Source organism: Burkholderia pyrrocinia, assembly GCF_003330765.1.
GTDB lineage: Bacteria > Pseudomonadota > Gammaproteobacteria > Burkholderiales > Burkholderiaceae > Burkholderia > Burkholderia pyrrocinia_B.
Map to the genome: position 1 here is coordinate 2162088 of NZ_CP024902.1, position 13181 is coordinate 2175268.

Sequence of the window (13181 nt, forward strand, 5' to 3'; positions counted from 1 at the left end):
AATTCTCCTTATTGCGTCGCCTGATTACGCCTTGTGCTGATCGGTGTACGGCAGCAGCGCGAGGAAACGCGCACGCTTGATTGCCGTATCCAGCTGACGCTGATAGTGCGACTTCGTACCCGTCAGGCGAGCCGGCGTGATCTTGCCGTTTTCGCCGATGAAGTCCTTCAGCGTATCCGTATCCTTGTAGTCGATGTGATCGACACTGGCTGCCGTGAAACGGCAGAACTTCTTGCGCTTGAAGAGCGGGTTTTGTTGCTGACGACGCTTGTCGAATTTCTTACCAGTCGGGCGGGGCATGATTTCAGTCCTTTCCAATGTCCTGCAATGCTGTGATGTGAAACACCAAGGTTCTCGCGTTGCGGCTTTTCTTTGCCAGGAAGCCCGTGAACAGCGTTTCGACGCCCATTTCACGGCTTTCCAGCCTGCCGCTCGCCTCACCGGCCGCCACCGCCTCGATCGTCATTTCGACCTGACGGGGAATGCCTGCTTCGACGACTTCCGTGCGGTGGTGCAACGTGGCGCTTGCGATCGGAACGCCGGCCGGCGTATATCGCACCGGTGCGCGTTCGACGACGCTCGCCGTCAATTGCAACCTGTTCACGTGAGTGGCGCGCTCCTTGATGGCTTAATGAATGACGAACTTAAGCCTGCGCTTCGGTCGGCTGAGCTGCAGCCGCCTTCTTGGCTTCTTCGCGCTGAACTTCCTTCATCATCGGCGACGGGCCGGTCTCGGCCTTCTTCATCTTGACGATGAGGTGACGCAGCACGGCGTCGTTGAACTTGAACGCGTGTTCGAGTTCGTCGAGCGTCGTCTGGTCGCACTCGATGTTCATGCAGACGTAGTGAGCCTTCGCGAGTTTCTCGATCATGTAGGCCAGTTGGCGACGGCCCCAGTCTTCGACGCGGTGGATCTGACCGCCGTGCGACGTGATCGTGGTCTTGTAACGCTCGATCATCGCGGGCACTTGCTCGCTCTGATCGGGGTGCACGATGAATACGATTTCGTAATGACGCATTACACACTCCTTGTGGATTAAAGCCACCCGGGCGTCTGAACCGGTGTGGCAAGTGAGAAGCCGAAGATTCTAACCTGGATACGGGGCGCATGCAAGGCCAATCGACGCTACGCGAGCGGATTCAGCCGTGTTTTCAAAGACTTGAATAGCCGGGCCAGCGAACGCCATAGGCTTTCGGCCTTTTCTAGATCGGGGTCGGATCTCAAGCGAGCCCGAGGCCCGCAACCCATCATGCCGTCACTCGCTGCGCGTGCCGGCGAGCCGCGCGTCGAGCGCCGTCCTGAACGCCGCAAGCGCCGACGGCTCGGCGTCGGTCACGGCCCACCATGTCATCCCGGCCGCGTCCCAGCGGTCGAGCGCATAACCCTGCGACACGGTCGCGTACGGCGCGGCCGCCGGCCCTTCGCCGGCCGGCCGCACGTAGACGTCGATCACGTGCTGCCGGTAGCGGTAGACGAGCACCGCGACGCGGCGCCGTCCGACGTAGTCGAGCCGGCCGCCGACCAGCGCGAAGCCGCTCGCCGCGAGATCCTCGACCGGCGGCGCATAGTCGAGCCGGCCGTTGAACCACGGCTTGACCGTGTGCCGGTCGGTCGAGATCACGTCGATGTCGCGCGCCGACAGGTCGGCACGCACGTGGCTCGCGACGAGTTCGTCGACCGTCCGGTCGGTGTCGGCATGGCGCGCGGACAACGCCATTCCGGCCGCTGCGGCAAGCGCCACCATCAGCGCGACGCCCCAGCCGAGCCCGGGCAGCGCGGCAACGCGCGGCCCCGGGCCGGCAGGCGCCGGGCGTGCCGACACGCCGCGGCCGGTCGGCCAGGAGAACCAGCGGCGGCCGCGCGGCTGCGGTTGCGATCGAGGCTCGGGCCGCGACTCTGCACGCGACTGCCCGCGGGCCCGCCCGTCGTCCGCCGCCGGCAGCCCCGCGAGGATGCTCGCCCGCAGCGCATCCGGCGCACGGTGATAGTCGGCCTGCCGCACGGCCTGCACCAGCGTGACGATCCGCGCGCGTTCGCGGCGGCACGCGTCGCACCCTTCGACATGCTGCTGGACCCGCAACGCATCGGGCGCCGACAGCTCGCGGTCGACGTCCGCGTCCAGCAATGCTCGCGCTTCGTTACAGTCCATCGATAGCCTCCGATGCGGTTCCACCCGCCTGCGCACGGCCCGGCTTGCCTCCGGACGCCGGCGCCGGCACGCCGCCCAGCAGCGCGGCGAGCCTGCGGCGGCCGCGCGAGAGCCGCGACATCACCGTGCCGACCGGCACGTCCGCGATCGCCGCGATCTCGCGGTAGCTCAGGTCCTCCATCTCGCGCAGCACAAGCACCTCGCGGTATTCGGGCGGCAGCTTCGCGAGCGCCGCATTCACGAGCCGCACGTTCTCGCCGCGCAGCAGTTGTGCGAGCGGATCCTCGGTCGCGGGCTGCCAGTCGTCTGGAACGTCGGTGTCGTCGAGCGTGTCGGGCAGCGCGACCTCGTGCGCATGCGTGCGACGCCGCCATTCGGTGTACCAGGTGTGGCGCACGATCGTCAGCAGCCACGGCCGTGCGTTGTCGCCGCGACACGAATCGACGAAGCGCAGCGCGCGCATGCACGCGTCCTGGACAACGTCGTCCGCATCGCCCGCGCTGCCGCTCAGCCAGCGTGCGAGGTTGTATGCGGCGTCGAGATGCGGCAGCACGAGCACGCGAAACCGCTCGCCGCGCGCCACCGCGTCGTCCGCGGCCCGCTCCTCGACCGCCTGTCCGGCTTGCGCCACATGGCCTCCCTGGTCCCGGCGGCCAAGGCCGCGCCCGTTCCGCGCACGGCGCCCGGACAGACCGGCAACGTGCGCGCTCGATGACCTTACCGTCGCTGCATCGAGTTTATTCCCGCGCCACGCGCATGAAGCGTAAAAAAATCGCCGGACGCCCCTGCGGCCGGGCCGCCCGCCCCGCTACGGCGTGGTGCTCCAGTAGCCGGGGCGCGCGTATGCGGCGCGCAGGTAGTCGATGAAATAGCGCACGCGGGCCGGCACGTAGCGCTGCTGCGGGTAGACCGCGAGGATGTCGTAGTCCGGCAGCGCATACTCGTCGAGCACGGTCTCGAGCTCGCCCGTCTCCAGCTGCGCGGCGATTTCCCACGTCGAACGCCAGCCGAGCCCGAGGCCTTCGGCCACCCAGCGGTGCAGCAGCTCACCGTCGTTGCAGTCGAGATTGCCGGCCACGCGCATCGTCGCGATCTTGCCGTGACGCTGGAAATACCAGCCGCGGTTCTGCCCGCCCTGCAGGTTGAACGCGAGGCAGTTGTGCTTCAGCAGGTCGTCGAGCGACTTCGGCCGGCCGTGCCGGCGGAAATAGTCGGGCGTGCCGCACACGACGCGCCGGTTCGATGCCAGCTTCACCGCGACGAAGTTCGGATCGACGGCGCCGCCGATCCGGATCGACAGGTCGTAGCCCTCGCGCACGAGATCGACGACGCGGTCGGTCAGGTTGAACGACAGCTGCATCTCGGGCTTGTCGGCGAGAAAGCCGGGCGCATGCGGCGCGACGTGCTTGCGCCCGAACGCGGCCGGCGCGGACACGATCAGGTGCCCGCTGACCGCACGCCGCCCGGCGGCCAGCTCGTTCTCGGCCTGGTCCCATTCGGACAGCAGCCCGCGGCAACGCTCGAGGAACGCGGCGCCCTCCTCGCTGACCACCAGCCGCCGCGTCGAGCGGTACATCAGCTTTACGCCGAGGCGCTTCTCGAGCGCGTCGATGCGCCGCCCGAGCACCACCGGCGACACGCCCTCCTCGAGCGCCGCCGCCGCGAGGCTGCCGGCATCGGCGACCCGCACGAACGTCTCGATCTGCTTGAAGCGATCCATCTCCGGTCTCCGTCTCTGTTCCGACACCGGCGGGAAACCCCGTCCGGCCGTCATTCAATACTTTTAGTTTCGAAATAAGCGACTCCGGCGGATCTTATCAAACCTTTCCTGCGTCCCTAAAGTGTTCCCAACAGACCCATTCGCAAGATCCACCACATTCAAGGAGACATCCATGGCCAAGATGAGAGCCGTCGACGCAGCTGTGCTCGTGCTCGAGAAGGAAGGCATCCAGACCGCGTTCGGTGTGCCGGGTGCAGCAATCAACCCGTTCTACTCCGCGATGCGCAAGTCGGGTGGCATCAGCCACGTGCTGGCCCGCCACGTCGAAGGCGCATCGCACATGGCCGAAGGCTTCACGCGTGCCGCCCCGGGCAACATCGGCGTGTGCATCGGCACGTCGGGCCCCGCCGGCACCGACATGATCACGGGCCTCTATTCCGCATCGGCCGACTCGATTCCGATCCTCGCGATCACGGGCCAGGCGCCGCGTGCACGCCTGTACAAGGAAGACTTCCAGGCCGTCGACATCGAGTCGATCGCAAAGCCCGTCACCAAGTGGGCCGTCACCGTCCGCGAGCCGGCGCTCGTGCCGCGCGTGTTCCAGCAGGCATTCCACCTGATGCGCTCGGGCCGTCCGGGCCCGGTGCTCGTCGACCTGCCGATCGACGTACAGCTCGCCGAAATCGAATTCGACATCGACACGTACGAACCGCTGCCGATCTACAAGCCCGCGGCGAGCCGCGCGCAGATCGAGAAGGCGCTGACGATGCTCAACGACGCGGACAAGCCGCTGATCGTGTCGGGCGGCGGCGTGCTCAATGCGGCGGCCGAAGACCTGCTCGTCCAGTTCGCCGAAACGATCGGCGTGCCGGTGATCCCGACGCTGATGTCGTGGGGCGCGATTCCGGACGATCACCCGCTGATGGCCGGCATGGTCGGCCTGCAGACGTCGCACCGCTACGGCAACGCGACGATGCTCGCTTCCGACTTCGTGCTCGGCATCGGCAACCGCTGGGCGAACCGCCACACGGGCAGCGTCGAGGTCTATACGAAGGGCCGCAAGTTCGTGCACGTCGACATCGAGCCGACGCAGATCGGCCGCGTGTTCGGCCCGGATCTCGGCATCGTGTCGGACGCGAAGGCGGCACTCGAGCTGTTCGTCGCCGTCGCACAGGAATGGAAGGCGGCCGGCAAGCTGAAGGACCGCAGCGCGTGGGTGGCCGACTGCCAGGCACGCAAGCGCACGCTGCAGCGCAAGACGCACTTCGACAACGTGCCGGTCAAGCCGCAGCGCGTGTACGAAGAAATGAACAAGGTGTTCGGCCGCGATACGTGCTACGTCAGCACGATCGGCCTGTCGCAGATCGCCGCCGCACAGTTCCTGCACGTGTTCAAGGCACGCAACTGGATCAACTGCGGCCAGGCTGGCCCGCTCGGCTGGACGATCCCCGCCGCACTCGGCGTGCGTGCGGCCGATCCGAGCCGCCCGATCGTCGCGCTGTCCGGCGACTACGACTTCCAGTTCATGATCGAGGAACTGGCAGCCGGCGCGCAATTCAAGCTGCCGTACGTGCACGTCGTCGTGAACAACTCGTACCTCGGGCTGATCCGCCAGGCGCAGCGTGCGTTCGACATGGACTACTGCGTGCAGCTCGCGTTCGACAACGTGAACGCACCGGAACTGAACGGCTATGGCGTCGACCACGTGGCAGTGGCGGAAGGTCTCGGCTGCAAGGCACTGCGCGTGTTCAAGCCGGAAGAAATCGAGCCGGCACTGCGGCAGGCGCAGAAGCTCGCGGAAGAGTTCAGCGTGCCGGTGGTGGTCGAAGTGATCCTCGAGCGCGTGACGAACATCTCGATGGGCACCGAAATCGACGCGATCAACGAATTCGAAGATCTCGCCGAAAAGGCCGAGCACGCACCGACCGCAATCTCGATGCTCGACTGATCTGCACGACATTTTTGACTGACCGACCGAAGAGGCTTAGCTCATGCCGAAGTTTGCTGCAAACCTGACCATGCTGTTCAACGAAGTGCCGTTCCTCGACCGCTTCAAGGCGGCCGCGGACGCGGGCTTCGACGCCGTCGAGTTCCTGTTCCCGTATCCGTACGCGAAAGAGGAACTCGCCGCACAGCTCGAGACGCACCGCCTGCGCCTCGTGCTGCACAACCTGCCCGCCGGCAACTGGGACCAGGGCGAGCGCGGCATCGCTTGCCTGCCCGATCGTGTCGGCGAATTCCAGGAAGGTGTCGGCCGTGCGATCGAGTACGCGAAGGCACTGAAGGTGCCGCAGCTGAACTGCCTCGTCGGCATCCCGTCGGCCAGCACGGCGCGCGACAAGACCTTCGTCACGATCGTCGACAACCTGCGCTTTGCCGCCGACGCGTTGAAGCGCGAAGGCATCCGCCTGCTCGTCGAGCCGTGCAACAGCTTCGACATCCCGGGCTTCGCGCTGAACCGCTCGTCCGAAGGGCTCGACGTGATCCGCGCGGTCGGCTCGGACAACCTGTTCCTGCAGTACGACATTTATCACATGCAGCGCATGGAAGGCGAACTGGCCGCGACGATCGAACGCAACCTCGCGTCGATCGGACACATCCAGCTCGCGGACAACCCGGGCCGCAACGAGCCGGGCACGGGCGAGATCAACTACGCGTTCCTGTTCGCGCTGCTCGACCGGCTCGGCTATGCCGGCTACGTCGGCTGCGAATACAAGCCCCGCTCCACCACGACGGAAGGCCTCGGCTGGCTGCAAAGCGTCGCCGGCTGCGCACCGGGCTCGGCGCGTCGCGCCGCCTGAGATCCGCCCTTCCCGCTTTCGCCCCTATAGGAGACTTTCACATGGCAACCATCGGTTTCATCGGCCTCGGCATCATGGGCGCGCACATGGCGCGCAACCTGCTCAAGGGCGACCATCAGCTCGTCGTGAACGGTGCGTTCCCGATCCCGGACGACCTGCGCGCCAGCGCGAAGGTCGTCGCGAACTCGACCGAAGTCGCACAGAACGCGGACATCATCGTCGTGATGGTTCCGGATACGCCCGACGTACGCAACGTGCTGTTCGCCGACGACGGCGTTGCGAAGGGCCTGACGGCCGGCAAGCTCGTGATCGACATGAGCTCGATCTCGCCGCTCGACACGCAGGAATTCGCGAAGCAGATCAACGCGCTCGGCTGCGACTACCTCGACGCGCCGGTGTCCGGCGGCGAAGTCGGCGCGCGCGAAGCATCGCTGACGATCATGGTCGGCGGCCCGGAAAAGGCCTTCGAACGCGCGAAACCGCTGTTCGAGCTGATGGGCAAGAACATCACGCTCGTCGGCGACAACGGTGCGGGCCAGACCTGCAAGGTCGCGAACCAGATCATCGTCGCGCTGAACATCGAGGCCGTCGGCGAAGCGCTGCTGTTCGCCGCTCGCTCGGGCGCCGATCCGGAGCGCGTGCGCCAGGCGCTGATGGGCGGCTTCGCCGCATCGCGCATCCTCGAAGTGCACGGCGCGCGGATGACGAAGCGCACGTTCGATCCGGGCTTCCGCATCGAGCTGCACCAGAAGGACCTGAACCTCGCGCTCGATGGCGCACGCAAGCTCGGCCTCGCACTGCCGCATACCGCGAGCGCGCAGCAGCTGTTCAGCGTGTGCGCATCGCACGGCGGCAAGGCATGGGATCACTCGGCACTCGTGCGCGCGCTCGAGATCATGTCGAACTTCGAGATCGGCCAGACGCCGGCCGCGTAACGCGGACGCAACGACGCGCGTTTCCGCTGCAATGGCGGATACGCGCGACAGACACGCGCGACCGGTCGCGGCCGGTCGCATCGATGCGCGACGCACTCGCGCATCACGGTGGGGCGCCCCGCCCCGCATCGCCAACGGCGTGCGGGACGGGGCGAAAAACGCCGCTCTGGGCTGAGAGCGGCGTGGTGGGGTCCGCAGCGGCACCCGGCGGCGCCGGGGAAGCCTTGGTCGGTCAGACGTCGTCGTCGGGTGTCCGCCTGTCGGATTTCGCGTATTACATTTCTTTACGTTCAAGCGTGCGATTTTTCATGCAATCGTCGCGTTGAACGCCTACACTTTCGCCACGCCTTTCGAGAAAACCGCCGCGCTTGCGGTCACCTTCGGTGACCGCGCCCAGCGCGGTGTTTTTTTCGCCACTTCACGGCGCGTTTTCTTTTCAACCACCTAAGGAGTGCAGCGATGGGTCTTCTTTCGTTTATCAAAGAGGCGGGTGAAAAACTGCTGGGTCACGCCGACACGCAAGCGGCGGAAGATCCGAATGCCGCGAACCAGACCGCGGCCGATGCGATCAAGAATTACATCAACTCGCAAAGTCTCGACACGTCGAACCTGACCGTCGCGTTCGACGGCGCGTCGCGTACCGTCACGTTGTCGGGCAGCGTCGCCGACCTCGACACGAAGGCCAAGGTCAAGGTCGCGGCCGGCAACGTGCAGGGTGTCGCAGGCGTCAACGACGACGATCTCCAGCCGGACGATCCGGAAGTGCAGTACCACGACGTGAAGTCCGGCGACACGCTGTCGGCGATCGCCCAGGAAGTGTATGGCGACGCAAGCAAGTATCCGGTGATCTTCGAGGCGAACAAGCCGATGCTGTCGAGCCCGGACCGGATCTACCCGGGCCAGAAGCTCGTGATTCCGCCGCAGTCCTGAGCATTCTTGCCGGACTGACGCAAAAAGAAGGCAGGCCGATGGCCTGCCTTTTTCATGGGCGACGCGCGCCGCTCGATCGACGCGTATCGCGTCACAGCGTATCGAATGCGCGCTGCAGTTCGTCGCGACCGCACATGCCGTTCGCGAGCGCGAGCATCAGCAGCACGCGCGCCTTGAACGGGCCCAGCGACCCTGCGCTCACGAAGCCGAGCGCATCGTCGTTCGCGGCGCCGTTGCGCATCACGTGCCCCGAACCGACGCGCGACGCGCGGACCACCGCAACGCCCGCGTTCGCCGCATCGGCCAGCGCCGCCTGCAGCGTCGCATGGATCGACCCGTTGCCCGTGCCCGCGACGACGAGGCCGCGCACGCCGGCCGCGACGAGCGCGTCGACGGCCGTACGCGTCACGCCCGCATAGCTCGCGACGACTTCGACGGGCGGCCACGTTGCGGCGATCGTCAGCTGCGTGTCGCGCGAACGCGTGACGCGGCGCGCGAATTCGACACGGCCATCCTGCACCCAGCCGAGTGCGCCGAGTTCGGGCGACTGGAAAGCGTCGACCGCATAGGTGCTGGTCTTCACGACGTCGCGCGCGCCATGGATCCGGTTGTTGAAGGCAACCAGCACGCCCTGCCCGCGCGCGGACGGATGCGCGGCCACCGTCACCGCGTTCAGCAGGTTCAGCGGGCCGTCGGACGACAGCGCGGTCGCCGGTCGCATCGCGGCCGTCAGCACGACCGGCTTGTCGCCCCGGACGACCAGATGCAGCGCATAGGCGGTTTCCTCGAGCGTGTCGGTGCCGTGGGTGACTACGATGCCGTCGACCGCCGGATCGGCCATCAGCGCGTCGATCCGCGCGGCGAGCGTGTTCCACAGCGGCAGCGCGAGATCCTTGCTGTCGATGCTGGCGATCTGCTCGGCGTCGATGCGCGCGACCGACGCGAGCGCCGGCACCGCGTCGACCAGGAAATCGACGCCGAGCGCGCCGGCCTGGTAGCCGGCCGTGCTGGCCGCGTCGGGCGCGGCGCCGGCGATCGTGCCGCCGGTGGCGAGCACGGCGATGCGCGGCAAGGCTGCAGCGGACGGAGGGGATGCGGGATTCGGAGTATTCATGGCCGCGATTGTAATGGCTCGCGGCCGGGATCCGGCAGGTTCCGGCGCGGCGGCCGACGCCGGCCGCTGCGCGTCATGGTTTGTCCCGATCGCCCGGCCGGGCGCGCCGTCAACGGCCGTGACGCCCGCAACGTTATAGAAAGTGCCGTTTTGGTGTTTTCACATTGATTTGCCATAATCGGAGCGCGCGGCGCGATGCGGCCCTATCCTCATCGCATCGTGCTTCGTGACGGCGTCGATAAAACGCAATTCACCCCATGGGAGTGTCGAAATGAAAATCCAATCGCTCGTAGCCGCAGTGCTTCTCGGCGGCATGCTGGCTTCCCCCGCGTTCGCGGCGAACAGCCAGCAGGACAAGATGAAGGCCTGTAACACCCAGGCAACCGGCAAGACGGGCGACGAACGCAAGGCGTTCATGAAGGACTGCCTGTCGGCGAAGCCCGCGAAGGCGATGACGCAGCAGGAAAAGATGAAGGCGTGCAACACGCAGGCCACCGGCAAGAAGGGCGACGACCGCAAGACATTCATGAAGAGCTGCCTGAGCAGCCAGCCGGCCGCCTGAGTCCCGGCGCTCCCGTCTCGAATGCCGCGCACCGCTTCGGCGGGCGCGGCATTTTTGTTTTCGTTGCACGCGCATCGACGCGCGCGTTCCGCCTCCTCCCGCCCGCTTTCCCGGTCCGCGATCCCGGGCCGCCACATGGTGCGGCAATTCGCCGCGTTTTCTTCTATGATGGCTGCAACGCGGCCCACCCAAGTACAAGAAGCGCCATCGGGCCGCCCTCGAGACGGACGCGCACGCGCGTCAAACGGAGGCATGGATGGCATGGAGACAACACCGCTGGTTCCGCCGCTGGCTGATCGTGATCGTGTTCTGGGCCGTGCCCGTCGCGATCGTCGCCGTCCGCGAGATCCGCGAGGAAATGGCCTACAACAAGGCGGACCTGCAGCTCGCACTGACCACCTGGCAGCTCACCGACGCGCAGCAGGCAGCCGGCACCGCCGCGAAGTGCCACGGGGATCCTGACGAGGCGCGCGCGGCCGGCTGCCCGGCCGACGTGCTCGCCGCCAATGCACCGCGCCAGCAGGCGGCCCGCGACGAATACATGGTGCGCCGCAGTACGCTCGCGGGCTACCTGTGGCATGCGTTCGTCGGCTACTGGGTCGTACCGGCCGCGTTCCTGTTCGCCTGTGGCGTCGTGATCGCGCTGATCCGCCGCGCGCTGCGCCGCCCGCCGATCAAGCCGCCCGTCCCGCCGGTCCCGCACTGACGCGCCGCGCACGCGCCGCCGCCGTCCGATTGACCATCGTGTTCCCCGCATGCCGATCAGGCACGGGCGCGCCCGGCGCGCGGGCGCCAGCTCATCCGTTGGCGCGCCGCGACACACCCGAGCGATTTGACGCTTTTTCACGCGGCAACGAAAAGGGGCTGTAATCCGCTGTGATATAACTGCCGACGTGATCCGCTCCTTGAGCGAGACTCACTCCGAACATCATCCGATGGAGAAGAACGATGCAAAAACGGAATCTTGTGCTGAAAGCCGCCGCTGCGCTTATCGTCGGTAGCCTCGCGCTCACCGGTTGCACCACCACCCCGGACAAACCGGACAACGCCGCGACCAACGCGTCGAAGCGCCAGGCGATCGACTCGAGCGTCGACGCCACGCTGTCGCGCATGTATTCCACGGTCAAGGGTTCGCGTGAACTCGTCGCGAAATCGCGCGGCGTGCTCGTGTTCCCAGACGTGATCCAGGCGGGCTTCATCGTCGGCGGCCAGTCCGGCAACGGCTCGCTGCGCGTCGGCGGCAGCACGGTCGGCTACTACAACACGTCGTCGCTGTCGGTCGGCCTGCAGGCCGGTGCGCAATCGAAGGCGATCGTATTCCTGTTCATGACGCAGGAAGCGCTCGACGAATTCCGCGGCTCGGACGGCTGGGCGGCCGGCGCCGGCGCATCGGTCGCGCTCGTGAAGATGGGCGCGAACGGCGCGGTCGACACGACCACGGCCACCGCGCCGGTCCAGGTGATCGTGCTGACCAACGCGGGCCTGATGGGCGACGTGTCGATCAACGGCACGAAGGTCACGAAGCTCAAGATCTGACGCTGACGCACTGCCCGTGCGCACCACGCGCGGGCCATGCGCAAACGGCGATGTCCTTGCGGGCATCGCCGTTTTTTTATCCGCCCGCGTCCCGCGTCAGGTCGTCGAGTCGATCACCTTGAAGCGCGAGCGCTTCTGCGCGCGGATCACCGACTGGTAGACGTCGACGTACTGCTGCGCCATCCGGCGCGACGTGAAACGCTCCTCGAAGCGCTGCCGCACGCGCGCACGCGGCAGCAGGTGCAGCCGGTTCACGGCGGCCACCGCGCTGATTTCATCCTCGACGATGTAACCCGACACGCCTTCGTCCACCACTTCCGGCACCGCACCGCGATTGAAGGCGATCACCGGCGTGCCGCACGACATCGCCTCGATCATCACCAGGCCGAACGGCTCCGGCCAGTCGATCGGAAACAGCAGCGCGTGCGCGCCCGACAGGAATTCGGCCTTCTCGTGATCGGCGATCTCGCCGATGTATTCGACGTGCGGCAACGCGAAGAGCGGCTTGATCTCGCGATCGAAGTACTCCTGGTCGGCCGCATCGATCTTCGCGGCGATCCTGATCGGCAGCCCGCACTGGCGGGCGATGCGGATCGCCGTGTCGACGCGCTTCTCCGGCGAGATACGGCCGAGGAACGCGAGATAGCGCGGCTCGACGGGCTGCGGCAGGTACAACGTGTCGGGCAGCCCGTGGTAGACGGTCGTCAGCCATTTCGCCTGCGGCAGCGGCTGGCGCTGCGAGTTCGAAATCGAGATCACCGGCGCCGTGTTGAACGTATCGAACACCGGCTGCTGCTCGGGCAGGTCGAGCCGGCCGTGCAGCGTCGTCACGTAAGGCGTTTCCTGCCGGTTGAAGACCGAGAACGAGTAGTAGTCCATGTGGAAATGGAGCACGTCGAAGTCCTTCGCGCGGCGCGCGACCGTCTCCATCAGCAGCATGTGCGGTGCGACCCGGTCGCGGATCGACGAGTCGAGCCGCAGCGCGCGCGGCCAGACGGGCTCGAGTTTCGCCTGCGTCGTCGAATCGCCGCTGGCAAACAGCGTCACGTCATGGCCGAGATCGACGAGCGCCTCGGTGATGTAGGACACGACGCGCTCCGTGCCGCCGTACAGCTTCGGCGGCACGGATTCGGTCAGCGGGGCGATCTGGGCAATTCTCATGGTCCACGTCTCCTGTGTCCTGTCCCTTGTTGTACAGCCGGCGGGCGTTTGCGCTTGCGCGCTCACCCTCCCCCATGCAGCGCTGGCCGGCATGGCGCCAGCCGGATATCCCGTCATTATTCGCGATCCCGATGCCCGGAACCGCAGGACTTTCATTTTATGGACGTTGTTACAGACAGGATACATTCGGTCCGTCGGGTCCGCTCGCACCGCATCGTGCGCAGCCGGGCCGATTCGGTCCCCCGGGCGACGATCGCGGCCGAACGCACGCC

General features: G+C 66.6%; 15 protein-coding genes. 7 read left to right on the forward strand and 8 right to left on the reverse strand.

The window, feature by feature from the left end; all coding sequences use genetic code 11:
• Positions 1 to 24: 24 nt before the first annotated feature.
• The 6 genes from rpsR to CUJ89_RS10440 all read right to left on the reverse strand — a co-directional run bounded on the left by rpsR (position 25) and on the right by CUJ89_RS10440 (position 3870).
• Complete coding sequence (gene rpsR / locus CUJ89_RS10415) at positions 25 to 300, reverse strand: 30S ribosomal protein S18 (protein WP_114177257.1); 276 nt, start codon at positions 298 to 300, stop codon at positions 25 to 27.
• A gap of 4 nt (positions 301 to 304) precedes the next feature.
• Complete coding sequence (gene priB / locus CUJ89_RS10420; RefSeq protein ID WP_011657069.1) at positions 305 to 604, reverse strand: primosomal replication protein N; 300 nt, start codon at positions 602 to 604, stop codon at positions 305 to 307.
• Between the two features lie 40 nt (positions 605 to 644).
• Positions 645 to 1019 (reverse strand): 30S ribosomal protein S6, encoded by a 375-nt coding sequence (gene rpsF / locus CUJ89_RS10425; RefSeq protein ID WP_006402295.1) that lies wholly within the window; start codon positions 1017 to 1019, stop codon positions 645 to 647.
• Positions 1020 to 1256: 237 nt separating this feature from the next.
• On the reverse strand, positions 1257 to 2150 hold the full coding sequence (locus CUJ89_RS10430) for an anti-sigma factor family protein (protein WP_114177258.1): 894 nt from the start codon (positions 2148 to 2150) through the stop codon (positions 1257 to 1259).
• Complete coding sequence (locus CUJ89_RS10435; RefSeq protein ID WP_114177259.1) at positions 2140 to 2781, reverse strand: RNA polymerase sigma factor; 642 nt, start codon at positions 2779 to 2781, stop codon at positions 2140 to 2142. The genes CUJ89_RS10430 and CUJ89_RS10435 overlap by 11 nt, the downstream gene beginning before the upstream one ends.
• 177 nt (positions 2782 to 2958) lie before the next feature.
• Positions 2959 to 3870, reverse strand: coding sequence for a LysR family transcriptional regulator (locus CUJ89_RS10440; protein WP_047900886.1), 912 nt, complete (start codon positions 3868 to 3870; stop codon positions 2959 to 2961).
• Between the two features lie 172 nt (positions 3871 to 4042).
• Here CUJ89_RS10440 and gcl point away from each other — a divergent pair, with 172 nt between their 5' ends.
• From gcl to lysM, 4 genes are all read left to right on the forward strand, one after another.
• Positions 4043 to 5818 (forward strand): glyoxylate carboligase, encoded by a 1776-nt coding sequence (gene gcl / locus CUJ89_RS10445; protein ID WP_114177260.1) that lies wholly within the window; start codon positions 4043 to 4045, stop codon positions 5816 to 5818.
• 43 nt (positions 5819 to 5861) lie between these two features.
• Positions 5862 to 6671, forward strand: a complete 810-nt coding sequence (gene hyi / locus CUJ89_RS10450) for a hydroxypyruvate isomerase (RefSeq protein ID WP_114177261.1) — start codon at positions 5862 to 5864, stop codon at positions 6669 to 6671.
• Between the two features lie 41 nt (positions 6672 to 6712).
• Positions 6713 to 7606: a 2-hydroxy-3-oxopropionate reductase gene (locus tag CUJ89_RS10455; RefSeq protein ID WP_114177262.1), complete on the forward strand. Its 894-nt coding sequence runs from the start codon at positions 6713 to 6715 to the stop codon at positions 7604 to 7606.
• A gap of 459 nt (positions 7607 to 8065) precedes the next feature.
• A complete protein-coding gene (gene lysM / locus CUJ89_RS10465) occupies positions 8066 to 8536 on the forward strand; it encodes a peptidoglycan-binding protein LysM (protein WP_114177263.1) in 471 nt (156 codons plus the stop codon).
• 91 nt (positions 8537 to 8627) lie between these two features.
• Here lysM and CUJ89_RS10470 read toward each other — a convergent pair whose 3' ends face one another.
• On the reverse strand, positions 8628 to 9650 hold the full coding sequence (locus CUJ89_RS10470; protein WP_114177264.1) for an asparaginase: 1023 nt from the start codon (positions 9648 to 9650) through the stop codon (positions 8628 to 8630).
• Between the two features lie 271 nt (positions 9651 to 9921).
• Between CUJ89_RS10470 and CUJ89_RS10475 the strand changes: the two genes are divergently transcribed.
• From CUJ89_RS10475 to CUJ89_RS10485, 3 genes are all read left to right on the forward strand, one after another.
• Positions 9922 to 10212, forward strand: a complete 291-nt coding sequence (locus CUJ89_RS10475; RefSeq protein WP_114177265.1) for a PsiF family protein — start codon at positions 9922 to 9924, stop codon at positions 10210 to 10212.
• 256 nt (positions 10213 to 10468) lie between these two features.
• On the forward strand, positions 10469 to 10918 hold the full coding sequence (locus CUJ89_RS10480) for a hypothetical protein (protein ID WP_201752232.1): 450 nt from the start codon (positions 10469 to 10471) through the stop codon (positions 10916 to 10918).
• A gap of 242 nt (positions 10919 to 11160) precedes the next feature.
• The gene (locus CUJ89_RS10485) at positions 11161 to 11748 is read left to right on the forward strand and encodes a YSC84-related protein (RefSeq protein ID WP_114177266.1); all 588 of its coding nucleotides are present in this window, start codon (positions 11161 to 11163) and stop codon (positions 11746 to 11748) included.
• A gap of 96 nt (positions 11749 to 11844) precedes the next feature.
• Here the strand turns inward: CUJ89_RS10485 and CUJ89_RS10490 are convergent, their stop codons facing one another.
• A complete protein-coding gene (locus CUJ89_RS10490) occupies positions 11845 to 12909 on the reverse strand; it encodes a glycosyltransferase family 4 protein (protein WP_114177267.1) in 1065 nt (354 codons plus the stop codon).
• Between the last annotated feature and the right edge of the window lie 272 nt (positions 12910 to 13181).